Below are 21,813 nucleotides of genomic sequence, written 5' to 3'. Positions count from 1 at the left end.
TCGGCGGAACGCCCCGCTCGGCCAGGACCGGAGCACAGCATCACGCACCGATAAACCTTAACCACATTGGCGCGCCGCGCAAAGCGTCTAAATTCGAGACAATTCGCCCACTGCGTGTGCGCCCTGTCGGGATCCTAAAATTCTTCCAGAACCTTCGGACTGTTCTGGAGGAGGGTCGCGATCATGTCGAGGATCCGCTCGATCTTCGTGCGGGTGGCGTCCAGCTCGTCGGCGGTCTTGTCGTCGATGCCGGCTTCCATCAGCATCATGTCGAAGGCGTTCAGGGTCTCGCTGAAGGCCTTCTGCTCGGCCTTCAGCACGTCGAAGGCGCCGAGCGAGCTGGTCAGCGCCAGCGGCGGATCGCTGACGAAGGCGAAGCTGATGTCGGTGAAATGGGCGATGGCCGTCAGTTTCTGCCGGATCACCCATTGCGGAAAGTTCGGCGGCAGTTCCTTGCCGGCCGCGTCCAGCCGTTCCTGGATGGAGAAGATCAGGCCCTGGATGTCCAGGTAGGCGTTCCGGATCTCGCGGAACCGGGGAAAGGTCTTGGGCTTGCCGGCGTCGCGGACACGGCCGAGTCGGGCGTTGTCCTCCGTCAGCTTGCGCGCCATCTGGAGCACGATGTTCGCCAGCTTACTCATCGACCTCTCCACCAAAAGGGCGCTGCCGCCGGATGCTACACCATATGCCCCCAGGTTGTGGAGGCCGCTGTAATATCATACACCTGCGACAGTTCCCCCCAACCCCGCCCTCCTGATCCCAGAATGCCCGCTCACGCCCTGGACAGGGCTTCGGCGATCAGGCCGGCGAGCGGCAGCGCGTTCGTCGGGTGCGGGACTCCGTCACAGGACAGGGGCACGCCCAGCCCGTCCGCCTCGAAACGGGCGGTCACGTCGGGGCCGAACAGGGCGTGCACGCCGAACACGCGGACGGACGAAGCCCCCGCCGCGCGTGCAGCACGGGCGCAGGAAAAGATCGTCTCGCCGGAGCTGATGACGTCGTCCACGATCACCACCGGCTGCCCGGCCAGCGGCGCGTCCGCCGGCAGCGCCACCGTGACGTCGCGGTCGCCGCGCCGCTCCTTGCGGCCGACCAGCGGCGTGAGGCCGAGCGGGCGGGCCACCGCCTCGACCAGCGGGGCCGACTCCTCGTCCGGACCGATGATCACCGTGTCGGACGGAACGCCGGACGCGCGCAGGTGGTCGGCGATGGGACCGGCGCCGGTCAGCGCGACGGAGGGGCGTCCCACGAACACCTCGTCCAGCGTGTGGGTGCGGTGCAGATGCGGCTCGACGCAGACGAAGCGGTCGAACAGCCGGCCCAGCCAGTCGCCGACCACGCTCTGGCTGACCGGCTCGCCCGGGCGGAAGATGGCGTCCTGGCGCATGTAGGCCATGTAGGGGGCGACCAGGCACAGCTCCGTCGCGCCATGGCGACGCAGGACGGAGGCGGCCAGCGTCAGTTCCACCAGCTTGTCGTTCGGCCGGTCGAGCGAGCGGTAGACGACGGCCCGGCCGACGGGGCGTTCGGCCGCCCACTCGGCAGCCTGGGGCAGCCGGACGAGGCTTTCGCCGTCTGGGAAGCGGTGCAGCTCGGCGATGTGGCAGGGCACGCCCAAGGCCTCGGCCAGGCGCCGGGCGCCCTCGGCCGATTCCGGAAATCCGTAGACGCCGCTGTAGGCGCCCCGACCGACGCCCTCATCAACGCCCGTTTTGCGGGCCATGCTGTCCCCCGTCTGGTGGTTGCCGGACATGCGCGCATGCCCGGCGATGCTGCCCGATTATGGCGCAGCGGCACCTTTACGGCGACCACGACGTTCGGCGCAACGTCCGCGTGAAAGCCATAGGGCGGTGCGACGAGATGCCTGCGCGCATACGCCCCCTTGACCGTGTGCGAAAGACAGGCGCAGGCTGCCATCCATGCGCGTTCTCATCGCCGACGACACCGTCCTGATGCGCGCCATGCTGTCGGAGCAGGTGGCGTCATACGGGCATGAGGTGATCCTGGCCAAGGACGGGCAGGAGGCGCTGGACCGCGCCTGGAGCGAGCCCTTCGACGCCGCCATCATCGATTGGGAAATGCCCAGGCTGTGCGGGCTGGAGGTGTGCTGGCACCTGCGCGCCGACCCGCGCACCGCCTACAAGTACCTGATCCTGATGACCGCCCACGACGACGCGCTGTACGAGTTCAAGGCGCTCGACGCCGGGGCGGACGACTTCATCCACAAGCCGATCAACAGCGCCCACCTGAAGGCGCGGCTGAAGGCCGGCGGCCGGATCACCGAGATGCACCGCCAGCTTCTGGAGCAGGCCCGCACCGACCCGCTGACCGGCCTCGCCAACCGCCGCGCCTTTCTGGAGCGCACGCGGGAGGAGATCGCGCGGTCGCGCCGCTACGGCCATCCGCTGTCGCTGCTGATGGCGGACATCGACCATTTCAAGCGCATCAACGACACCTACGGCCACGCCGCCGGGGACACGGCGCTGAAGCGCTTCGCCCAGACGCTGCGCGACGACCTGCGGCCGTGCGACGTGGTCGGCCGCTACGGCGGGGAGGAGTTCGTGGTGCTGCTGCCCGAAACGGCCATCGACGATGCCCCGCTGGTCGCCGAACGGCTGCGCGCCCGCATCGCCGCCCTGGAACTGGAGCATGACGGCGTGCGCTTCAGCATGACCGCCAGCTTCGGCGTGGCCGCCGTGGACGTGCCGGTCATGGACGCCGCCGACGGGCGCGGCATCGAGGCCGCGCTGAAGGGCGCCGATGGCGCGCTCTACCGCGCCAAGGAGACCGGGCGCAACCGGGTCGTCGTCGAGGACTGACGGCTTCCATACGCGGTCCGAAGAATTCGGACCGCTGCGTTCATACGCCACGCAGGCTCCGGCCTTCACGGGCCGCGGTCGCCGTCGCGACCGATGCCATGTTCAAAAAGTCAGAGCCTTTTGAACATGGCATTACTCCTTCTTCTCCGGCGGCGGGGAGCGGACGGCCGTGGCCGCAAGGTACTGCGCGGCGGAGCGCAGCAGGAACTCCGCCACCGCCATGTCCCCCAGGTCGCGGTCGGCGCCGCCCAGCGTGTGGCGGCGGTCGGCGTCGATCAGGCCGGTGGCGATGACCTGCGCGGTCAGCCAGGCGCGCTGCTCCGCGTCCGGAACGCCGGCCATGCGCTCCAGCAGGTCGGAACAGGCAAGGTCGATGGTCCCCAGGCCGGGCCGGTCGGCGGACAGGTAGGTGGTTTCGTTGGAAGGCGCCGGCTCCCCCACGTAGGAGCGGGCGAGCAGGGCCGTTTCCAAAGTCAGGCGGAAGGTCGTGCGGCGCGGGCGCCCCTTCCGGCGCAGGCGCAGCGCCATCATGGTGAAGAGCTGGGCGACCGCCTCCGCCTGCTCCTTCGGAACCTCGTCCAGGATGTCGATGATCTCCGCGCTGACCGCGTTGCGGGGCCGCTTTTCCCCCGGCCGCACCACCGAGGTGGCGAACACGGCGATCAGGGTGCGCAGGGCGTCGGCCTGCTCGTCGGCTGTGATGCGGCCGATCTCGTTGGGTTCGAACATGGGCGCGGGCTCCGGGAGGATTGCGACAGGCTCCTTCCAGCAATGTTGGGACGGCCGGCACAGCGGGGAACCCGCCCCGCCAACCGGGGATAAGCCGTTCGGAAGCGGGAGCTTCGCCGGCCCCATGCCCGCGATCCGGGCGCCGGAGCGGGTCCGCCGGGTCCAGCCCCGTCCCGGCCATGGCCGAAAGAGAAGGACGGTCACCCCATCGCGCCGCCGACGGCTTCGGTGGGTGCCCATTGGGGACGCCCATCCGGGAAAATCACTCCGGGAACAAACGCTTGTCTGTTCTGTTGTTAAAGAGGCAGCACAGGGGATTGTGCCTCTCGATTGGCTCCGCCGCTTTCTCGCAAGGCGACGGAGCCTTTTTCTTTTGGAAAGCCGCTTCTTTTTGGAAGTCTGGGATCAGTTCGCGCCGGGCGCGTCGGTTTCGTTGCGCCACATCCCCTCGCCCGACAAGGTGCCGGGGTAGAAGGCACGGTCGCGCTCGCCGGAATTGCCCGCCGTGCCGGCCCCGCGCGTGCCGCGCTTCGTCGCGCTGGTGCCGGAGGTCGAGGGCACCATGCTCGTGCCCGTGGCGTTGGCGTCGGGCTCGTTCACGGTGGACCCCGTGGTTCCCGGCGGCACAGCCGACGCCGTTCCCGCCCGCGTGTCCGTCTCGGGGCCGAACCAGTTGCTCGTGTCCGAGCAACCCGCCACGCCCAGCACCGCCAGCGCCAAAGCGCCGGCCTTCACCATCCGTCGCATCGTCGTCCCCTTCGTCCAGCCGGAGCGTTGCTGCTCCCGCCCGATCCAACAGGGGCCAGGACGCTTCGTCGCGCTTGCGGTGGGCGCGGCCCTGTGCATAACGCTGTACAGCCGACTCACGCGCCCTGGATGGCCGCGATCAAGATGGCTGTAAGGAGATGTCCCGTGACCACGACGCCCGCCACCGACGCCCTGCGCGCCCTGCTGGACAGCTACCTGCGCTGCCCGACCGAACCGGCGCGCGCCGAACTGGAGCAGTCCCTGCGCGCTTATCAGACGGAGTGGATCCGCGCCCGCGCCGGGGCCGACGCCCCTCCCCTCGCCGCCCCGGCGAAGAATGCAGCCAAGCCCGCCGCCCCGGCCAAGCCGAAGTTCCCCATCGCCTCGGCCGATCTGGACGTGCTCGAACGCATGGCCGACGGCTGGGTGCCGACCACCGCCGAGGTGCCGCGCTGGGTATGGTTCGAGAACCGCGAGTTGGTGACGCTGGAGGCCAACCCCACCGGCACCGGGCCGGAGGTGATGCGCCTGACCCCCTCCGGCTGGGCGGCAGTCGGACGGACGCCTCAATAAAAAGACCGTAGGTTGGGTTGAGCCGAAGGTGAAACCCAACACACGCCGCCGAACGGACGGTGTTGGGTTTCGGTTGGCGCCTCAACCCAACCTACGGATGCTTCGGGCTTACTTCGGAACCTTGCCCTGCACGCCTTCGACGTACCAGTCCATCTTCAGGATCTGCTCGTCGGTCGCGGACTTGCCTTCGGGGATGACCACCTTGCCGGACTGGTCCTTCACCGGGCCTTGGAACGGATGACGCTTGCCTTCCATGATGTCGGTGCGGGTCTTCTCCGCCGCCGCCACGATGTCCTGCGGGATTACCGGGTTGTAGGGGGCGAGGTACAGCATGTGGTCCTTGAAGCCGCCCCAGGTGTCCTGGCTCTTCCAGGTGCCGTCCAGGGCCGCCTTGACGCGCCCGACATAATAGCTGCGCCAGTCGTCCACGATGGCGGTCAGGTGCGCCTTCGGGCCGAAGCGGGTCATGTCGGAGGACTGGCCGAACACGTACAGGCCGCGCTCCTGCGCGACCTGGATGGCCGCCGGGCTGTCGGTGTGCAGCGAGAGGACGTCGGCACCCTGGTCGATCAGGGCCTTGGCCGCCTCGGCCTCCTTGCCGGGGTCGTACCAGCTGTTCACCCAGACGACGCGGACCTCGGCCTTCGGGTTCACTTCGCGGAGCGCGAGCGTGAAGGCGTTGATGCCGCTGACGACCTCCGGAATCGGGAAGGAGCCGATGTAGCCGATGATGTTCGACTTGGTCATCTTGCCGGCGATCTGGCCGATGACCGTGCGGCCCTCGTAGAAGCGCGCCGAATAGGTGGCGACGTTCGCCGCGCGCTTGTAGCCGGTGGCGTGCTCGAACTTCACGTCGGGGTGGCGCTGGGCGACCTTCAGCGTCGGGTTCATGAAGCCGAAGGAGGTCGTGAAGATCAGCTTGTGCCCGGAGGTGGCGAGCTGCTCGATCACGCGCTCGGCGTCGGCGCCCTCCGGAACGTTCTCGACGAAGGTGGTGGTGACCTTGTCGCCCAGCTCCTTCTCGACCGCGAGACGGCCCTGGTCGTGCTGGTAGCTGTAGCCGTGGTCGCTGACCGGGCCGACGTAGACGAAGCCGACCTTCAGCTTCTCCTGCGCGTCCGCCGCGCCCACACCGAGCGCCAGAACGGCGGCGCCGGCGGCCAGACCCGCCAGGGTCTTGCCCATGGTCCTTCTGTTCACGTGAGTGCTCCCTGATTCGTATGGTTGAGCATGAACATGGGTGTCATGCGGCGCCCCGCATACGCGTTCAGGCGTCGGGATGGAAGACCTTCCCGAGGCTCGCCGGCGCGTTGAGGCGGATGCGGGTGACGTCGCGCGAAATCAGCACCAGGACGATGACGGTAGCCAGATACGGCAGCATCGACAAGAGCTGCGACGGAATGTCGATGCCCAGCCCCTGGACGTGCAGCTGCGCGATGGTCACGCCGCCGAACAGCCACGCGCCGAGCAGGACACGCCCCGGCTTCCACGTCGCGAAGACGACCAGCGCCAGCGCGATCCAGCCGCGCCCGGCGGTGATGCCCTCCGCCCACATGGGCGTGTAGTCCAGCGACAGGTAGGCGCCCGCGACGCCGCTCATGGCGCCGCCGAACAGCACGGCCAGGAAGCGGATGCGCACGACCTTGTAGCCCAGCGCGTGGGCCGCCGCGTGGTTCTCCCCCACCGCGCGCAGGATCAGGCCCTTACGCGTGCCGTAGAGGAACCAGTGCACCGCCGGCACCATGGCGAGGCCCAGATAGACCAGCACGTCCTGCCCGAACAGCGCCTTGCCGATGATCGGCAGGTCGGTCAGGCCGGGGATGGACAGCTCCGGCACGTCCGGGATGGGGATGCCGACGAAGCCCTGCCCGATCAGCGCCGAGAGGCCGACGCCGAACAGCGTCAGCGCGAGGCCCGTCGCCACCTGGTTGGCGAGCAGCAGCAGCGTCAGCACGCCGAACAGCGCCGCCGTACCGGCGCCCGCCAGCGCCGCCACCGCGAAGCCGGCGGTCGAGCTGCCGGTCTGGGCGGTCACGGCGAAGCCGCAAACCGCGCCCACCAGCATCATTCCCTCCACGCCCAGATTCAGGACGCCGGACTTCTCCACCACCAGCTCGCCCAGCGCCGCGAACAGCAGCGGTGTGGCGGCGGTGAGCATGGCCGCCAGGACGGGACCGAGAAGGGACAGGTCGGCGTTCATGCCACGGCTCCCTTGGCAACCCGTTTCGCGGTCTTCTGGGCGCCGAAGCGCAGGCGGTAGCGGATCAGCACGTCGGTCGCCAGCAGGAAGAACAGCAGCATGCCCTGGAACACGCCCGTGATCGCCTTGGGCAGGCCCAGCGCGATCTGCGCGGCCTCGCCGCCGATGAAGGACAGCGCCATCAGGAAGCCCGCCAGCAGGATGCCGACCGGGTGCAGCCGCCCCAGGAAGGCGACGATGATGGCGGTGTAGCCGTAGCCGGGGGAGATGGTCGGGTTCAGCTGCCCGATCGGCCCCGCGACCTCGCCCAGCCCGGCCAGCCCGGCCAGCGCGCCGGACAGCAGCAGGGTCAGCCAGATGATCTTCTTCTGGTTGAAGCCGGCGTAGCCCGCCGCCGTCGGGGTCAGGCCGATGACCTTGATCTGGAAGCCGATGAAGGTGCGCGCCATCAGAAGCCAGCCCCCCGCCACCGCCAGCAGCGCGAAGAGCGAGCCCAGATGCACGCGCGTGCCCGCGACCAGGATCGGCATCACCGCGTCCGCCTCGAACAGACGGGACTCCGGGAAGGCGAAGCCCTCCGGGTCGCGGTAGGGGCCGTGCATCAGATAGCTCAGCAGATGCATGGCGACGTAGTTCAGCATCAGGCTGGTCAGGATCTCGCTGGCGTTGAAGCGGATGCGCAAAAAGGCCGGGATCGCCGCCCAGGCCGCCCCGCCCGCCATGCCGCCGAGGATCATCAGCGGCAGCAGCCACCAGCCGCCCTCGCCGTAGAAGGCCAGCGCCAGCCCGCCGCCGACGATGGCGCCGAGTGTCAGCTGCCCCTCCGCGCCGATGTTCCAGACGTTGGCGCGGAAACCGATGGCCAGCCCGATGGCGCAGAGCACCAGCGGCGTCGCCTTCACGGCCAGCTCGCCCACGCCGCGCACGGACGAGACCGGCTCGATGAAGAAGGCGTGCAGCGCCTTCACGGGATCGAAGCCCATGGCCCAGAACAGCACGAAGCCGCTGACCAGCGTCAGCGCGACGGCCAGGACGGGCGTCAGATAGACCATGGCCCGCGACGCCTCGCCACGGGGTTCGAGACGGAGGAGGGTCATTTCCTGGCCCCCTCCCCAACCCTCCCCCGCCCTTGGCGGGAGAGGGAGTGGGTGTCGCAACGCTCAAATCCCCTCTCCCGCGACAGCGGGGGAGGGTTAGGGAGGGGGTAAGGGGCTTTCATCACATCCTCACACCGCACGGCCCATCTCCTCGTCCTCGTCGGGCGGGTGGTTGAACAGGCCGCCCATCAGCAGGCCGATCTCCTCCACGCTGGTGTTGTGGGTCGGGCGGCTTTCCGACAGGTGGCCGTGGAACAGCACGGCGATGCGGTCGCTCAGCACGAACAGCTCGTCCAGATCCTGGCTGATGACCAGCACGGCGGCGCCCGCGCGCGCAAGGTCGATCAGCGCGCGGTGGATGGCCGCCGCCGCGCCCGCGTCCACGCCCCAGGTCGGCTGGCCGACCACCAGCAGGCGCGGCTTCTGCAGGATCTCGCGGCCGATGATGAATTTCTGGAGGTTGCCGCCGGACAGCGACCGCGCCTCCGCCCGGTGCCCGTGGGTGACCACGTTGAAGGCGCCGATGATGCGCTCCGCGTAGGAGCGGGCGCGGCCGAAATGGACGAGGCCGCTGCGCACCAGCGGTTCGCGGGCGTAGCCGGACAGCAGCGCGTTCTCCGACAGGCTCAGCTCCGGCACGGCGCCGCGGCCGAGCCGCTCCTCCGGCACGAAGGCGAGGCCGAGTTCGCGCCGCTCGCGCGGGCCGAGATGGCCCACGGGCCGCCCCTCGATGGTGACCGAGCCGGGCTCGGGCACCAGCTCCTCGCCGCTCAGCGCGGCCATCAGCTCGGCCTGACCGTTGCCGGCCACGCCGGCGATGCCGAGGATTTCGCCCGCGCGCACCTCGAAGGACACGTCCTTCAGGTTGGTCGCGAAGGGGTTGTCGGAGGTCGTCGACAGGTGCCGGACCTGGAGCTTCGGCGCCCCCGCCGTGCCCTGCGGCAGGCGCTCCGGCGTGGACAGCTCCGTCCCGATCATCATCTCGGCGAGGCTGCGCGCGGTCTCGCGCCTCGGGTCGCAGCTGCCGACCACCCGGCCGCCGCGCAGCACCGTCGCGGTGTCGCAGAGCGCGCGGATCTCCTCCAGCTTGTGGCTGATGTAGAGGATCGTGCAGCCCTCCGCCGCCAGCACGCGCAGCGTCTCGAACAGGCGGTTCGCCTCCTGCGGGGTCAGGACGGAGGTCGGCTCGTCCATGATCAGCAGCTTGGGGTCCTGCAGCAGGCAGCGCACGATCTCCACGCGCTGCCGCTCGCCCACCGACAGGTCATGGACGTGCCGGCGCGGGTCGAGCGCCAAGCCGTAACGTTCCGACACCTCCGCGATGCGCTGCGACAGCGCGTCCATCGGGCCGGGATTCTCCAGGCCGAGCGAGATGTTCTCCGCCACCGTCAGCGTGTCGAACAGCGAGAAGTGCTGGAACACCATGCCGATGCCGAGCCGGCGCGCGCCGGCCGGGTCGGGGATGGTGACCTCCTCCCCCTGCCAGAGGATGCGGCCCTCGTCGGCGTGCAGCACGCCGTAGATGATCTTCACCAGCGTCGACTTGCCGGCGCCGTTTTCGCCCAGCAGCGCGTGGATTTCCCCGGGCCGCAGGACGAGGTCGACCGCGTCGTTCGCCAGGCAGCCGGGAAAGCGCTTGGTGATGCCGCGCAGTTCGAGGCGGTGCGGCAGGTCGGACTGCCGAGGGGTGGACAAGATTACGGAATCCAAGGACGCGGATCCAAATTGGGGTGAATGGTGGCCGGCAATGCCAATGCCATGCCACCTCTTAACACACTTGCCCGCGCCGTGCGCCAGCCGTCAACAGCGGAACAGGTGCCCAGCCCTTGGGCAGGTGACGATTTCGGCGCCAACGCCTTGGGCCAACCCTTTGGAAAGAACAGAAAGCATGCCACCTCCGGTCTTGCCACGCCCGCGCTGTTTCCCCAACTATCGGGGCAGCGAGCGAGGTTCGGGAGAAGCGGCGATGGCGGTGGAACAGGCGGGCTATGCGGTCCTGGAGGACCGGGGCGTGATCGCGGTCGGGGGCGAGGACCGCGCCGCCTTCCTGCAAGGGCTGGTGTCCAACGACGTTCTGCGCGTCAGCGAGGCGCAGGCGGCCTACGCGCTGTTCCTGACCCCGCAGGGCAAGTTCCTGCACGACTTCCGCATCGCCGAGTGCGGCGGCGCCCTGCTGCTGGACCCGGAGACGGCGCGGCGGGAGGAGTTCCTGCGCCGGCTGAAGATGTACAAGCTGCGCTCCAAGGTCACGCTGGAGGACCGGGCGGCGGCGATGGTGGCGGTCGCGCTGTTCGGTGGCGACGCGCTGGCGCGGCTCGGCCTGCCGGAGGAAGCGGGCGCCACCGTTCCCTTCGCCGGCGGCGTCGCCTTCACCGACCCGCGCCTGCCGGCCCTGGGGGCCCGCGCCTTCCTGCCGAGGGCCGAGGCGGAAGCGGCGCTGGCTACGGCGGGCTTCGTGCGCCGTGAGGCTGCGGATTATGACGCGCTGCGCATCGGGCTCGGCGTGCCGGACGGCAGCCTCGACCTGATCCCGGAGAAGTCGATCCCGCTGGAAAACGACCTGGACGACCTGAACGCCATCTCCTGGGACAAGGGCTGCTACATGGGGCAGGAGCTGACGGCCCGCACCAAGTATCGCGCGCTCATCAAGAAGAAGCTGTTCACGGTCGCCGTGGACGGCCCCCTGCCCGCCCCCGGCACGCCCGTGACGCTGGACGGCCGCGAGGTCGGCGAGCTGCGCAGCGGGCACGGCGGCACCGCGCTCGCGCTTCTGCGTCTGGAAGACGTAACGCGCGCGGAGCAAGAAGGCATGCCCCTCAAGGCCGGAGACAGCACCCTGACGCCCCGCAAACCGGCCTGGGCCAGCTTCTGATTTCTTCCGCTACTCTGGATTCAGGACTGATAAGGAAACGCCCCACGATTTTTGCGCAACCCGCGTGACCAAGCCCTCCCGCGTCTGTTGTTCGGCTGCCCTTAAAAGGCGACTTGGCAAACACACCAGACGCGGAAGAGCTTGAAAGGAGCGAGTCATGCGGAGGGAAATCATTGCGGCTGCGTCCGTCCTGGCGCTGATGACCGGCGTGGCGATGGCCCAGAGCACCGCCCCCGGAACGGGCAACCCCGCCGCCGGCGGCCCGACCGCGACCGAGAAGAACCAGACGGGCAAGAGCCAGGCCGACATGAACAAGGCCGGCAGCACAGCGGCCACCCAGACTCCAGCGAACCAGACAGCCACGACGGGCGCGTCCAGCCTGACCGGCGGGCAGATGGCGAGCGCCGAGCACATGATGGGCAAGAACGTCTACGGCAAGGACAACGAGAAGCTCGGCGAGGTGGATGACATCATCCTCGACAGCAACGGTCAGGCCAAGCAGCTCGTGATCTCCTCGGGCGGGTTCCTCGGCATCGGCGAGCGGAAAATCGCCGTGGACGTCAACCAGGCCAACTGGGACCAGAACCAGAACCGCATCCAGCTGTCCGGCATGACCCGCGACGACGTGAAGAACATGCCGGAGTTCCAGTACTCCGACACCACGACCTCGCTGAACCGCAACAAGGACAAGGCCGGCAGCACGACCAACGACGCCGCCAGCCGCTCCTCCACCGGCACGGCCAACACCCCGACCGCGCCGTCAGGCACCACCGGCACCCCGTCGGGCGACAAGTCGGGGCAGTAACGCGCGTTGCCCCCTCCCCAACCCTCCCCCGCTCCGCGGTGGAGGGAGCTTCCTTGCCCTCCACCGCTGAAAGCGGGGGAGGGAGGGACCCACGAAGTGGGAGGGAGGGGGCACAGCGCCCACTACGGCCGCGCGACGTGCCAGACGTTGTTGACGCCCTCGCCGGTCGTGTCGCCGACCTTGCTGTCCTTGGACCAGGTGTAGAGCGGCTTGCCCTTGTAGGCCCACTGGCGGGTGCCGTCGTCGCGCGTGACGACGGAATAGTCGCCCGACGGCTTGGCGTCGGCCGAGGCCGCCAGCGGCGGCCAATTGGTCGCGCATTGACCGTTGCAGGCCGACTTGCCGCCGGAGTCCCGATCAAAGACGTAAAGGGTCATGCCCTTGCTGTCGGTCAGCACCGGGCCGGCGGGGGTCTGCCCCGTCTTGGCCGGCATGGCGGTCTGTGCGACGGCGGCCGAGGCCGCAACGCCGAGTCCAAAGGCAAACGCGACAGCCGTGATGCGGGTGATGCGATGCATGGCGGTTTCCTCCCGATCGTGCAGGCCGGGCTCGTGCCCGGCCCCTGCCGATAAGGACGCCCGCCGTCGCGGATTATTCCATCACATCACTCCACCTACGCCCGCAGCAGGTCCACGAAGCGGCGGCAGGCGTGGATGTCGGTGCGCAGGGCGGCGCGGCGCTTGGTGGCCTCCGGATCCTCGCCCCAGGCCTCGATCTGGAAAGTCTCGTCGAGCTGGGAGACGGCGAAGGCCTCCTCCGCGTCGATCCGGCCTTCCACCAGGGCCAGCGCCACGATCAGCGAGCCGCAGGCGCCCGTGGCGGTCTGCAGGGCCGACAGGGTCCAGTCGTCGAAGGCCTCCACCGCGTGGCGCAGGGCGCGGAGTGCATCGGGCGGCTGCGGCTTGGGCATCAGGCCGGCGTTGACGTGCAGCGGCGCGTCGTAGCGCAGAGTCGCCCAGTCCAGAAGGGGCTGCCACAACTCCGCCTGCCGCTCCACCAACGCCTTCGGGTGTTCGGCGCGGTAGCAGAGCAGGTCGGTCTCGGCGTAGGCGGCCACGCCTTCCACGATGGCGTCGCGGCCCTTGCCGATCAGGTCCACCGCCGTGCTGGCCAGTTGCATCAGCGGCATGCTGTCGGGCTTGATCTCGTCGGTCTGGGCCTCCCACTCCGCGGCGACGGCCTGGGCCAGCGGCTCACTCGCAAAGACCAGGGGCGCCTTGGCCGGGCTGCGGATCGGGCGGTTGTCGAGGCGCACTTCGAAGCCGCTGGGGAATCCGCCGGGGACGGCCTCGACGGAGGTGGTCTTGTAGAAACGCTTCATCACTGTCCTTCGGCTGAGTTCGTCTTGTCCAACAGCGCCAGCACCGCGTCCGCCACCGCGCGCCCGCGATGGACGATGCGGTCGGCACCGGCGGCCTCCAGCTCGGGCACCGCGTGGTAGCCCCAGGAAACGCCGACGGACGCCACCCGCGCGTTGCGGGCCATGTGAATGTCGTAGGTCGTGTCGCCGATCACAACCGTGTCCGCCGGCGCCACCCCCGTCTCGGCGAGCGCGCGGTGCACCATGTCGGGGTGTGGCTTGCCGGGGCCGATGTCGCTGGTCTGCAGGGTGACGAAGCGGCGTGTCAGCCCGTGATGGGCCAGCACCGCGTCCAGCCCCCGGCGCGACTTGCCCGTCGCCACGCCCAGCAGCACGCCCTGCGCTTCCAGCGCGTCGAGCGTGTCGCGGATGCCGGGGAACAGCGGCTCGTGCAGGTCGCCCTGGCGGCGGAGCGCCGCGAAGGCGTCCTTGTAGCTCTCGGCCACAGCGGCGTGTCGCTCCGGGTCGAGGTCTGGCAGCAGCAGCGCCACCGCCTGCACCAGCGGCAGGCCGACCATGCGCCGAACCTCCAGCGGGTCGGGTTCGCCCAGACCGTGGGCGGCCCAGGCGCTGGTCATCGCGTCGATGATGGCGAACTGGCTGTCCACCAGCGTGCCGTCGCAGTCGAACAGGGCAAGACGCAGGGGACCGGTCACAAGGCGCCTCCGGAGAAACGGGATATCGGTCGGGCCGACAGCGTCTTATGCTATCCGCAACGACAAAGCGCAACGCCCGACGGAGGGGAGTTAGACGGTCATGGCTACGCTGGACGAGGCGCTGCGGGCGGCGGTGGACCACCACACCGCCGGCCGGCTGGCCGAGGCCGAGACCCTGTACGGCCGCATCCTGGACGCCGTCCCCGGCCAGCCCGACGCGCTGCACCTGCTGGGCGTGCTGGCCGCGCAGCGCGGCGAGGCGGAGCGCGGGGCGGCGCTAATCCGCCAGGCGCTCGCCGTGACGGCGGGTGTCGCCGGGCAGTATGCGAACCTGGCCTCCGCCCTCACCGCCGCCGGCCATGTGGCGGAGGCCGCGAGGGCGCTGCACCGCGCCGCCCGGCTGGAGCCGCTGGAGGTTGCGCGCTGGAGCGATCTGGGCCACGCCTGCCGCCGGGCGGGCCACGCCGCCGAGGCCCGCCGGGCGCTGGAAACGGCCCACCGCCTCGACCCGGCGGACGGGCGGACGCTGCACACGCTCGGCCTGCTGCATGAGGATCTCGGCGATCCCCGCGCCGCCCTGGACGCGCACGCCCGCGCCGTCCGGCTGGCGCCGTCGCTACGGGCCTCGCGCCTTGCCGAGGCAGGGTTGCGCGCCCGGATGGGCGACCCCGGGACGGCCGAGCGCATCCTGGGCGACCTGATCGCGGAGGCCCCGGACTTCGCCGCCGCGCACCACAACCTCGCCGCCCTTCGGCAGGCGCAGGGCCGGATGGCCGAGGCCGCTGCCGGCTTCCGCGCTGTCCTGGCGCTGGAGCCCGCCGACGCCGGGGCGTGGCACGCGCTCGCCACGCTGGACAAGGAGGCGCAGCGGCTCGGCTCCGCCCTGGCGCGCTGCCGGCGGGCGCTGGCGGCGAATCCGGGCTTCGAGGAGGCGCGGCTCGACCTGCGCTTCCTGATGAGCCACGAGGTGCCGTCCTGGCATTTCACCATGCTGGCCGACCGCGCCCGCAACGAAGCCTACCGCCGTGCCATCGAAAAGGCGGTGACGCCCGGCTGCCGGGTGCTGGAGATTGGGACCGGCGCCGGGCTGCTGGCCCTGATCGCCGCCCGCGCCGGGGCTGCCGAGGTGCACAGCTGCGAGCTGTCCGGCGCGCTGGCCGCCGTGGCGCGTGGGGTGGTGGCGGACAACGGCTACGCCGACCGTATCACCGTGCACCACAAGCGCTCCAACGAGCTGCGCGTCGGGGTGGAATTGCCGGGCCGGGCGGATCTGCTGGTGTCGGAAATCCTGGACGCCGGCCTGCTCGGCGAGGGGCACGCCCCCAGCGTCCGGCATGCGGTGGCGGAGCTGGTGAAGCCGGGGGCACGGGTCATCCCCGCCGCCGCGACCCTGTGGGCCGTGCCCATCGAGTCGCCGGACATGGCCGCCACCCACCCCATCCGCGAGGTCTGCGGCTTCGACCTGTCACGGCTGGAAGCCTACCGCAACCCGGCCTATCAAGCCCTGTCGCTGAACGACCTGCCCCACCGGCGCCTCGCCGAGCCGGTCATGGTCGGGCGCGTGGACCTCGCCAACCCGCCGCCTCCGGGACCGGTCGGCGCCGGGACCTTCCAAACGACCGTTGCCGGCACCGTCCAGGCGATAGCCTTCTGGTACGACCTGCACCTGGACGAGGAGATCACCGTCTCTACCGGCCCGGACGGCGAATGCCGCCACTGGCTGCAAGCCGTCCAATTCCTGGAACGCCCAGTAACGGTGGCTGAAGGGGACCGTTTGAGCGTGCGGATGCGCTATGCGGCGGGCCGGCTGATCGTCGATTGCCTGTGACGGTGGAAACGGCGGCGCGCCCGCGCAGGGCGCGCCGCAGCATGGCCGATCCGCGCTGGAAAAAGCGGGACCATCACCCCGGCATCAGCGCTTCAGGGGAAGGCCGTTGGAGTCCTTGAAGCTGCCCACGATGATCAGGATGAAGTCAATCGTGGTCCAGATGCCCAACCCACCCAGCGTGATGAGCTGAAGGATGCCCGTGAGTACCTTTCCTGTATAGAACCGATGCAATCCTAAAATTCCGAAAAAGAAGCAAAGGAGCAGAGTCGAAACCCAGCTCTTCTTCGAAACGGCACCCTGACTCAACACATTCGGCGCACCACACTTCGGGCAAGCAACCGCACTCGCCGCAATTTTTTCGCCACAGGTGCTGCAAAAAATCATGCCAGTGCTAATCACGCTGGCGCCGACCGCGACATCAGTCATTGTGTTTACCTGTTCTGTATTCAACCCTCAAAAAAGCCTAAGCAGACAATCCAGAATGCGCAACGGCTTATGCGCGACTTCGAAATGGAAAATGGTCGCGGTTTCCGGTCCGCCGCCGCCATCCGTTCTGCACCCATCATAATTGCCGGGACGTTTTTCCCCGGATCCAGACGTGTCCCGGCCTTACGAATGCGGCGTCGGCGGGGTAACCTCCACGCCGGTTACGATGACGGAGCGACGACGGTGAACAAGGATTTTCGTGCAGGACCAGCCCCTTTGCGCATTCTGGCCCTGTGCGGCAGCCTGCGCGCGGTCTCGGCCCACAGGGCGGCGCTGGAGGCGGCGCGGCTGCTCGCCCCCGAAGGCGTCGAGATCACCGTGCACGACGGTCTCGACACGCTGCCGCACTTCAATCCCGACCTGGAGGACACGCCGCCCGAGTCGGTGCGGCGCCTGCGCGCGGTGGTGGGGGAGCATGACGGCGTGCTGATCGCCTGCCCGGAATACGCGCGTTGCCTGCCCGGCAGCTTCAAGAACGCGCTGGATTGGCTGGTCGGCGGATTCGAGTTTCCGGGCAAGCCGGCGGCGCTGATCAACGCCTCGCAACGGGCGGAGTATGTGCCGGACCAGCTTCGGGTGATACTGACGACCATCGCCGCCCGTTTCGTGGACGAGGCCTGCGTCACCCTGCCCCTGCTCGGCCGCCCCATCGACGCGGCCGGCATCGCCGCCGACCCGGCGCTCGCCGAGCCCCTGCGCGCCGCCGTCACCACCTTCGCCGAGGCGATCCGGCGGCTGCGGGCGGAAGCGGAGGCAGACGCGGCGGCCTGATCAGTCGGTCACTCCAGATCTTCGAACGGATCGCCCTTCAGGCTGGGGCTGAAGCCCAGGTATTTCCAGGTCTTCGCCATATGCTCCGGCAGGGGTGCGGTCACGTCGATGGTCTTGTTGCCGCGCGGGTGCGGCAGGATCAGTCGGCGGGCGTGCAGGTGCAGCTTCTTCGCCACCTCCGCCCCCGGCAGCGAGGCGCCCGGCCCGCCATACTTGCCGTCGCCCAGAATCGGCGTGCCGACGGCGTTCATATGGACGCGCAACTGGTGGGTGCGGCCGGTGCGCGGCCACATCGCCACGAAGGCCGCCTGCTTGCCGGCGTTTTCCAGCACCGTGTAGTAGGTGATGGCGCGCTTGCCGTCGTCGTCGTCGCCGGCCACGCGCTCCCCGCGCGGACCGCCTTCCTTGGCGAGCGCCAGATCGATCTTGCCCTGGTAGGGCTTCGGCACGCCGACCGTCGCCGCCCAGTAGATCTTGCGCACGTCGCGGCCCCGGAACAGCTCCGTCAGCTTCGACGCGGCGAAGGTGTTGCGGGCCAGCAGCAGCACGCCCGAGGTGTCCTTGTCCAGCCGGTGGACCAGCTTCGGCCGCTCCTTCGCGTCGAAGCGCAGGGCGTCGAGCATGGCGTCCAGATGCTTGGAAGTGTTGGTGCCACCCTGCACCGCCAGCCCGGCCGGCTTGTTCAGCGCGATCACGTCGGCGTCCTTGTAGAGCACCAGCGCCTGGAGCGCGGCGGCGTCCTTGTCCGAGATGGCCGGCTTCTTCGGCGCGGGGGCCGCGGCGGCACCGTCCGGCTTGGCCCAGTCGGCCAGCGGCGGAATGCGGATCGCCTGCCCGGCCGCAAGGCGGGTCGAGGTCTCCGCCCGCTTGCCGTCCACGCGGATCTGGCCCGTGCGCAGAAGCTTTTGCAGATAGCCGTGCCCGACGTCGGGGAAATGGCGCTTGAACCAGCGGTCGAGGCGGACGTCGGCCTCGTCCGCGGTCACGGTGCGGGTTTCGACGCTGGCGGCTTTGGTTTCACTCATCGCACGGGTACCGGAACTAGAGAAGGCACGGCCGCGAGGCCGGCAAAGAATCCCGCGATGGTCAACACCATCGCGGGCAGGATGTATCCAGCCGCCATTAGGGCCGTCATCAGGAAAGCGCCACAGCGGCGGCGCCTTCGATCACCTCAGCGCTTGAAGACCTCGGCCTTCACGGTGGCGAAGGCCCAGTCGAGCCAGGGCAGCACCGCTTCCATGTTGTCGTTCTCCACCGTCGCCCCGCCCCACAGGCGCAGCCCCGGAGGGGCGTCGCGGTAGGAGCCGGCGTCGAAGGCGGCCTCCTCCTTCTCCAGCAGCGCCGCCATCTTCTTGGCGAAGTCGGCCTGGGCGTCGGGCGGCAGGGCGTTCACGTCCGGGTCGGTGAAGCGCAGGCAGATCGCCGTGCAGGACCGGGTGGCCGGGTCGGTGGCCAGGAAGCCGGCCCAATCGCTCTTCTCCGCCCACTCCGCGACAATGCGCAGGTTCTGCTCCGACCGGCGGATCAGGTGGGTCAGGCCGCCGAGCGACAGCGACCAGCGCAGCCCGTCGATGGCGTCTTCCACGCAGAGCATGGAGGGGGTGTTGATGGTGTCGCCGACGAAGATGCCCTCGATCAGCTTGCCGCCCCCATTCTTTTCAGGCTTGGTAAGGCGGAAAATTTTGGGCAGCGGGCGGTCGGGTTGGAAGCTCTCCAGCCGCTCCACGGCGCGGGGGCTCAGCACCAGCATGCCGTGCGCGGCCTCGCCGCCCAGCACCTTCTGCCAGGACCAGGTCGCGACGTCGATCTTCGACCAGGGGATGTCCATGGCGAAGGCGGCGGAGGTCGCGTCGCAGATCGACAGGCCCTGGCGGTCGTCCGGGATCCAGTCGCCGTTCGGCACCCGCACGCCGGAGGTCGTGCCGTTCCAGGTGAAGACCACGTCGCGGCTGAAATCGACCTGCGACAGGTCCGGCAGGTCGCCGTAGCCGGCCTGGAGCAGGCGCACGTCGGGCAGCTTCAGCTGCTTGGTGACATCCGTCACCCACTCCTTGCCGAAGCTCTCCCAGGCCAGCATGTCGACGCCGCGGGCGCCCAGCAGGTTCCACAGCGCCATCTCCACGGCCCCGGTGTCGGACGCCGGGACGATGCCGATGCGGTAATCGCCGGGGATGGCGAGCACCGCCCGGGTCAGGTCGATGACCTCCTTCAGCTTCGCCTTGCCGGGCTTGGAGCGGTGGGAGCGGCCGAGCAGCGCGCCGTCCAGCGCGTCCAGGGACCAGCCGGGCCGCTTGGCGCAGGGGCCGGAGCAAAACAGCGGGTTCGACGGCCGGCGGGCGGGCTTCATGGACGCACTACTCCCCAAGGGGTGGGACTGAAATGAGAGGCCGGACGATAGGCGCGGATCCGGGGCGCGTCAATTATCCCCGCACGCGCAACAGGGTCGCCTCGATGTGGCGGATGCCGGTCCCGTCGCAGATGTAGTAGCAGACGGCCACGCGCCCGTCGGCCAGCACCGTCGCCCAGGGATAGCCCAGGTCCGGCGACGGCGCGTCGTCGCGGATGATGAACTCCGGCGCCTCGTCCAGCGTCTGCTTGTACGGGTCCCAGACGCGGGCGCGGATGCCGTAGGGCTTGTGGCGGTAGCCGTAGACGACCAGCAGGCGCCCGTCGGGCAGCGGAACGGCGTCGTAGGGGTGGCCGGTGACGCTCGTCTCCGTCCAGAGCCCCCAGCTCTCCCCCAGGTCGCGGGAGACGGAGGTGACCAGATGGTCGCTCAGCCCCGTGGTGCGGTGGAAGGCGATCAGGCGCCCGTCCTCCGTCAGGTGCAGCGCCGTCTCGCAGAAGCCGGCCTTGCCCGCCGGGTCGCGCGCGATGGTGCTGCGCAGCTCCCACGTCTCGCCCTGGTCGCGGGAGGCGAAGAGATAGCTGGTGTAGGGGCCGCCGGTGTAGGTCGCCATCAGCAGCGTGCCGTCCGGCGCCTCCACAGCCCGCCCGCGCACCGCCCCGCCCAGCATGGGGCGCACGCCGGGGATGATCGGCCCCTGGTCGGGCAGTTCCGGCAGATAGCGGTGCGGCGACCAGTGGCGGCCGCCGTCGTCGCTGAAGCGGGTGCTGCCGCCCCAGAAGAGGAAGATGGTCCCGCTCGTCTCCGCGCTGCCGAGCATGTGGACGCCCTTCTCGCGCAGCCGCGCGCCGTGGCGGGCGGACATCGGGTACCAGGAGAAGCTGCCCATCACGATGCGTCCGGATCGCAGAACCAGCAGGTTGGCGTCCTGGTCCCCGGCCTCCGGATCGGCGGGAAGCGGCTGCGGCTCGCCCAGCGGCTCGAAATCCGGCGAGAAGCGCTGGATCACGAGGTGGGAGCGGGAGTCCACATGGTCCACGCTGTCGAAGTCGCCGTTGCCCTCGGCCGGCTCCCCATGCAGCCAGCGGTGGTCGCGGGCGCGCCGGAAGGCGACCAGCACCGTACCGTCCGCCAGCGTCGCCGCCGAGGGGAACGCCGAATAGAAGCGCCGGTCGCTGAAGACGACCCGATGCGAGAGAATGTCGAGCATGACCCTGATTCGCTGCCGCGCGCCCGGTCCGTCCGGGCGCCACCCACCGTCCGTTGTCCCGCCCGGCGAGTGAAGGATTCCTTTACGGTGGCCGTGGTCCCCTGATAGTCACACGCCCATACCTCTTCAGAACAGACGGCTTCAGAACAGAAGGCGGCCATGACCGAATCGACGACCGCGAACATTCCCTATGGCCGTCACCGCGACCGCAACGACCTGTCGCAGGTGTTGCCGCTGACCACGCCCTTCTCGCTGTTGATCGACCCGTCGAACGGCTGCAACTTCCGCTGCGTGTTCTGCGCCACCGGCGCGCCGGAGTTGCTGAAGGAGGTGGAGCGCCCGCGCGGCTCCATGAAGTTCGATCTGTTCCGCAAGATCGTGGACGACATCGCCGCCTTCGACGCGCCGCTGAAGTCCGTCCACCTCTACAAGGACGGCGAACCGCTGGTGAACCCCCGCGTGGACCACATGGTCCATCTGCTGAAGGCGCGTGGGCTGGCCCGGCATGTGGAGATGACCAGCAACGGCTCGCTGCTGACGCAGGAGCGGGCGGACGCCCTGCTGGCCGCCGGGTTGGACGGGCTGCGCGTGTCGGTCTACGGCGCCAGCAACGCCATGTACAAGCGGGTGACGCGCCGCTTCGACAGCTTCCAGACCATCGTCGACAACGTCGGCTACCTGTACCGCCGCAAGACGGAGCTGGGCCGCCCCTTCCACCTGCACTGCAAGATCATCAACGTGGAGCTGACGGCGGAGGAGCGGCAGACCTTCATCGACACCTTCTCCCCCATCAGCGACAGCATCTTCGTGCACCCGGTCCACGGCGAAGCGCTGGCGGAGGAAAGCGCCTTCGCCGCCGCGCCCGACACGGAGCGCAAGGTCTGCTCGGAGCCCTTCCTGAAGCTCGCCATCAACTTCAACGGCGAGGTGTCGGTCTGCTGCGCCGACTGGAGCATGGGCACCATCGTCGGCAACGTCGCCGAGGAAGCGCTGATCGACATCTGGAACGGCGAACGCCTGCGCGACTTCCGCCTGAAGCACCTGGAAGGCCACCGCGACGAGATCCCCGCCTGCCGAGGCTGCGACTACGTGAAGACCCTGCCCGCCGACAACAACCTGGACAGCTTCGCGGACGACCTGATCGCGAAGTATCGGGGAACTGTCGACTAAAAATTCCCTCCACCGGTATTTCACGAGGCACAACCACTGGCCGTCATCCCCGCGAAGGCGCATAGGCGCTGACTTTAGGCGTTTGGTGCGCCCTGCAACGTGCAACCACCCTTCCATCCCGTCATCCCCGCGAAGGCGGGGAT

General features: G+C 69.3%; 22 protein-coding genes. 7 read left to right on the top strand and 15 right to left on the bottom strand.

Annotated features, from left to right (window positions below; genetic code table 11):
* Window positions 1-134: 134 nt before the first annotated feature.
* Window positions 135-641, bottom strand: coding sequence for a hypothetical protein (locus ACSVC7_RS30125; protein WP_448203038.1), 507 nt, complete (start codon window positions 639-641; stop codon window positions 135-137).
* A gap of 131 nt (window positions 642-772) precedes the next feature.
* On the bottom strand, window positions 773-1,723 hold the full coding sequence (gene prs / locus ACSVC7_RS30120; protein WP_448203039.1) for a ribose-phosphate diphosphokinase: 951 nt from the start codon (window positions 1,721-1,723) through the stop codon (window positions 773-775).
* A 196-nt stretch (window positions 1,724-1,919) separates the two neighbouring features.
* On the opposite strand from prs, the gene ACSVC7_RS30115 reads away from it, so the two are divergent.
* Entirely contained in the window at window positions 1,920-2,819 is a 900-nt protein-coding gene (locus ACSVC7_RS30115) for a GGDEF domain-containing response regulator (RefSeq protein WP_448203040.1), read from the top strand.
* Window positions 2,820-2,951: 132 nt separating this feature from the next.
* Here ACSVC7_RS30115 and ACSVC7_RS30110 read toward each other — a convergent pair whose 3' ends face one another.
* Both ACSVC7_RS30110 and ACSVC7_RS30105 read right to left on the bottom strand, forming a co-directional pair.
* On the bottom strand, window positions 2,952-3,548 hold the full coding sequence (locus ACSVC7_RS30110; RefSeq protein ID WP_448203041.1) for a hypothetical protein: 597 nt from the start codon (window positions 3,546-3,548) through the stop codon (window positions 2,952-2,954).
* Between the two features lie 405 nt (window positions 3,549-3,953).
* Window positions 3,954-4,295 (bottom strand): hypothetical protein, encoded by a 342-nt coding sequence (locus tag ACSVC7_RS30105; RefSeq protein WP_448203042.1) that lies wholly within the window; start codon window positions 4,293-4,295, stop codon window positions 3,954-3,956.
* 165 nt (window positions 4,296-4,460) lie between these two features.
* Here ACSVC7_RS30105 and ACSVC7_RS30100 point away from each other — a divergent pair, with 165 nt between their 5' ends.
* Entirely contained in the window at window positions 4,461-4,868 is a 408-nt protein-coding gene (locus ACSVC7_RS30100) for a hypothetical protein (protein WP_448203043.1), read from the top strand.
* 108 nt (window positions 4,869-4,976) lie between these two features.
* Here ACSVC7_RS30100 and ACSVC7_RS30095 read toward each other — a convergent pair whose 3' ends face one another.
* The 4 genes from ACSVC7_RS30095 to ACSVC7_RS30080 form a co-directional block, all read right to left on the bottom strand.
* The gene (locus ACSVC7_RS30095) at window positions 4,977-6,053 is read right to left on the bottom strand and encodes a BMP family ABC transporter substrate-binding protein (RefSeq protein ID WP_448203175.1); all 1,077 of its coding nucleotides are present in this window, start codon (window positions 6,051-6,053) and stop codon (window positions 4,977-4,979) included.
* An 82-nt stretch (window positions 6,054-6,135) separates the two neighbouring features.
* Entirely contained in the window at window positions 6,136-7,068 is a 933-nt protein-coding gene (locus tag ACSVC7_RS30090; protein ID WP_448203044.1) for an ABC transporter permease, read from the bottom strand.
* The gene (locus ACSVC7_RS30085) at window positions 7,065-8,165 is read right to left on the bottom strand and encodes an ABC transporter permease (protein ID WP_448203045.1); all 1,101 of its coding nucleotides are present in this window, start codon (window positions 8,163-8,165) and stop codon (window positions 7,065-7,067) included. The genes ACSVC7_RS30090 and ACSVC7_RS30085 overlap by 4 nt, the downstream gene beginning before the upstream one ends.
* 129 nt (window positions 8,166-8,294) lie before the next feature.
* Window positions 8,295-9,860 (bottom strand): ABC transporter ATP-binding protein, encoded by a 1,566-nt coding sequence (locus ACSVC7_RS30080; RefSeq protein WP_448203046.1) that lies wholly within the window; start codon window positions 9,858-9,860, stop codon window positions 8,295-8,297.
* Between the two features lie 271 nt (window positions 9,861-10,131).
* On the opposite strand from ACSVC7_RS30080, the gene ygfZ reads away from it, so the two are divergent.
* Entirely contained in the window at window positions 10,132-11,037 is a 906-nt protein-coding gene (gene ygfZ / locus ACSVC7_RS30075) for a CAF17-like 4Fe-4S cluster assembly/insertion protein YgfZ (RefSeq protein WP_448203047.1), read from the top strand.
* Window positions 11,038-11,194: 157 nt separating this feature from the next.
* Entirely contained in the window at window positions 11,195-11,842 is a 648-nt protein-coding gene (locus ACSVC7_RS30070; protein WP_448203048.1) for a PRC-barrel domain-containing protein, read from the top strand.
* A gap of 122 nt (window positions 11,843-11,964) precedes the next feature.
* On the opposite strand, the gene ACSVC7_RS30065 is transcribed toward ACSVC7_RS30070, so the two are convergent.
* From ACSVC7_RS30065 to ACSVC7_RS30055, 3 genes are all read right to left on the bottom strand, one after another.
* Complete coding sequence (locus ACSVC7_RS30065) at window positions 11,965-12,360, bottom strand: COG4315 family predicted lipoprotein (protein WP_448203049.1); 396 nt, start codon at window positions 12,358-12,360, stop codon at window positions 11,965-11,967.
* A 95-nt stretch (window positions 12,361-12,455) separates the two neighbouring features.
* Entirely contained in the window at window positions 12,456-13,163 is a 708-nt protein-coding gene (locus ACSVC7_RS30060) for an ATP12 family chaperone protein (protein ID WP_448203050.1), read from the bottom strand.
* Window positions 13,163-13,858 (bottom strand): HAD-IA family hydrolase, encoded by a 696-nt coding sequence (locus ACSVC7_RS30055; protein WP_448203051.1) that lies wholly within the window; start codon window positions 13,856-13,858, stop codon window positions 13,163-13,165. The genes ACSVC7_RS30060 and ACSVC7_RS30055 overlap by 1 nt, the downstream gene beginning before the upstream one ends.
* Window positions 13,859-13,958: 100 nt before the next feature.
* On the opposite strand from ACSVC7_RS30055, the gene ACSVC7_RS30050 reads away from it, so the two are divergent.
* Window positions 13,959-15,686, top strand: coding sequence for a tetratricopeptide repeat protein (locus tag ACSVC7_RS30050; protein WP_448203052.1), 1,728 nt, complete (start codon window positions 13,959-13,961; stop codon window positions 15,684-15,686).
* An 84-nt stretch (window positions 15,687-15,770) separates the two neighbouring features.
* Here ACSVC7_RS30050 and ACSVC7_RS30045 read toward each other — a convergent pair whose 3' ends face one another.
* A complete protein-coding gene (locus ACSVC7_RS30045) occupies window positions 15,771-16,112 on the bottom strand; it encodes an NINE protein (protein WP_448203053.1) in 342 nt (113 codons plus the stop codon).
* Between the two features lie 276 nt (window positions 16,113-16,388).
* On the opposite strand from ACSVC7_RS30045, the gene ACSVC7_RS30040 reads away from it, so the two are divergent.
* Entirely contained in the window at window positions 16,389-16,943 is a 555-nt protein-coding gene (locus ACSVC7_RS30040) for an NADPH-dependent FMN reductase (RefSeq protein ID WP_448203054.1), read from the top strand.
* An 8-nt stretch (window positions 16,944-16,951) separates the two neighbouring features.
* On the opposite strand, the gene ACSVC7_RS30035 is transcribed toward ACSVC7_RS30040, so the two are convergent.
* The 3 genes from ACSVC7_RS30035 to ACSVC7_RS30025 form a co-directional block, all read right to left on the bottom strand.
* Entirely contained in the window at window positions 16,952-17,968 is a 1,017-nt protein-coding gene (locus tag ACSVC7_RS30035; protein WP_448203055.1) for an RluA family pseudouridine synthase, read from the bottom strand.
* Window positions 17,969-18,114: 146 nt separating this feature from the next.
* A complete protein-coding gene (locus ACSVC7_RS30030; RefSeq protein WP_448203056.1) occupies window positions 18,115-19,290 on the bottom strand; it encodes a phosphoserine transaminase in 1,176 nt (391 codons plus the stop codon).
* Window positions 19,291-19,363: 73 nt separating this feature from the next.
* Window positions 19,364-20,500, bottom strand: coding sequence for a sialidase family protein (locus ACSVC7_RS30025; protein WP_448203057.1), 1,137 nt, complete (start codon window positions 20,498-20,500; stop codon window positions 19,364-19,366).
* Window positions 20,501-20,659: 159 nt separating this feature from the next.
* On the opposite strand from ACSVC7_RS30025, the gene ACSVC7_RS30020 reads away from it, so the two are divergent.
* Window positions 20,660-21,670 (top strand): radical SAM/SPASM domain-containing protein, encoded by a 1,011-nt coding sequence (locus tag ACSVC7_RS30020; protein WP_448203058.1) that lies wholly within the window; start codon window positions 20,660-20,662, stop codon window positions 21,668-21,670.
* Window positions 21,671-21,813: the final 143 nt, after the last annotated feature.

This window comes from Azospirillum mesophilum, assembly GCF_053470405.2.
The sequence above is the reverse complement of the archived record's forward strand: the minus strand, read 5'-3'. Positions and strand labels throughout refer to the sequence as shown.

What these genes read in the sequence shown, in the direction of transcription:
- ACSVC7_RS30070 (WP_448203048.1), top strand. Translation starts at nt 11,195, where the DNA reads ATGCGGAGGGAAATCATTGCGGCTGCGTCCGTCCTGGCGCTGATGACC.
- ACSVC7_RS30045 (WP_448203053.1), bottom strand. Translation starts at nt 16,112, where the DNA reads ATGACTGATGTCGCGGTCGGCGCCAGCGTGATTAGCACTGGCATGATT.
- ACSVC7_RS30095 (WP_448203175.1), bottom strand. Translation starts at nt 6,053, where the DNA reads ATGGGCAAGACCCTGGCGGGTCTGGCCGCCGGCGCCGCCGTTCTGGCG.
- ACSVC7_RS30025 (WP_448203057.1), bottom strand. Translation starts at nt 20,500, where the DNA reads ATGCTCGACATTCTCTCGCATCGGGTCGTCTTCAGCGACCGGCGCTTC.
- ACSVC7_RS30050 (WP_448203052.1), top strand. Translation starts at nt 13,959, where the DNA reads ATGGCTACGCTGGACGAGGCGCTGCGGGCGGCGGTGGACCACCACACC.
- ACSVC7_RS30115 (WP_448203040.1), top strand. Translation starts at nt 1,920, where the DNA reads ATGCGCGTTCTCATCGCCGACGACACCGTCCTGATGCGCGCCATGCTG.
- ACSVC7_RS30125 (WP_448203038.1), bottom strand. Translation starts at nt 641, where the DNA reads ATGAGTAAGCTGGCGAACATCGTGCTCCAGATGGCGCGCAAGCTGACG.
- ACSVC7_RS30020 (WP_448203058.1), top strand. Translation starts at nt 20,660, where the DNA reads ATGACCGAATCGACGACCGCGAACATTCCCTATGGCCGTCACCGCGAC.
- ACSVC7_RS30090 (WP_448203044.1), bottom strand. Translation starts at nt 7,068, where the DNA reads ATGAACGCCGACCTGTCCCTTCTCGGTCCCGTCCTGGCGGCCATGCTC.
- ACSVC7_RS30060 (WP_448203050.1), bottom strand. Translation starts at nt 13,163, where the DNA reads ATGAAGCGTTTCTACAAGACCACCTCCGTCGAGGCCGTCCCCGGCGGA.
- ygfZ (WP_448203047.1), top strand. Translation starts at nt 10,132, where the DNA reads ATGGCGGTGGAACAGGCGGGCTATGCGGTCCTGGAGGACCGGGGCGTG.
- ACSVC7_RS30085 (WP_448203045.1), bottom strand. Translation starts at nt 8,165, where the DNA reads ATGACCCTCCTCCGTCTCGAACCCCGTGGCGAGGCGTCGCGGGCCATG.
- ACSVC7_RS30105 (WP_448203042.1), bottom strand. Translation starts at nt 4,295, where the DNA reads ATGCGACGGATGGTGAAGGCCGGCGCTTTGGCGCTGGCGGTGCTGGGC.
- ACSVC7_RS30065 (WP_448203049.1), bottom strand. Translation starts at nt 12,360, where the DNA reads ATGCATCGCATCACCCGCATCACGGCTGTCGCGTTTGCCTTTGGACTC.
- ACSVC7_RS30030 (WP_448203056.1), bottom strand. Translation starts at nt 19,290, where the DNA reads ATGAAGCCCGCCCGCCGGCCGTCGAACCCGCTGTTTTGCTCCGGCCCC.
- ACSVC7_RS30110 (WP_448203041.1), bottom strand. Translation starts at nt 3,548, where the DNA reads ATGTTCGAACCCAACGAGATCGGCCGCATCACAGCCGACGAGCAGGCC.
- ACSVC7_RS30035 (WP_448203055.1), bottom strand. Translation starts at nt 17,968, where the DNA reads ATGAGTGAAACCAAAGCCGCCAGCGTCGAAACCCGCACCGTGACCGCG.
- prs (WP_448203039.1), bottom strand. Translation starts at nt 1,723, where the DNA reads ATGGCCCGCAAAACGGGCGTTGATGAGGGCGTCGGTCGGGGCGCCTAC.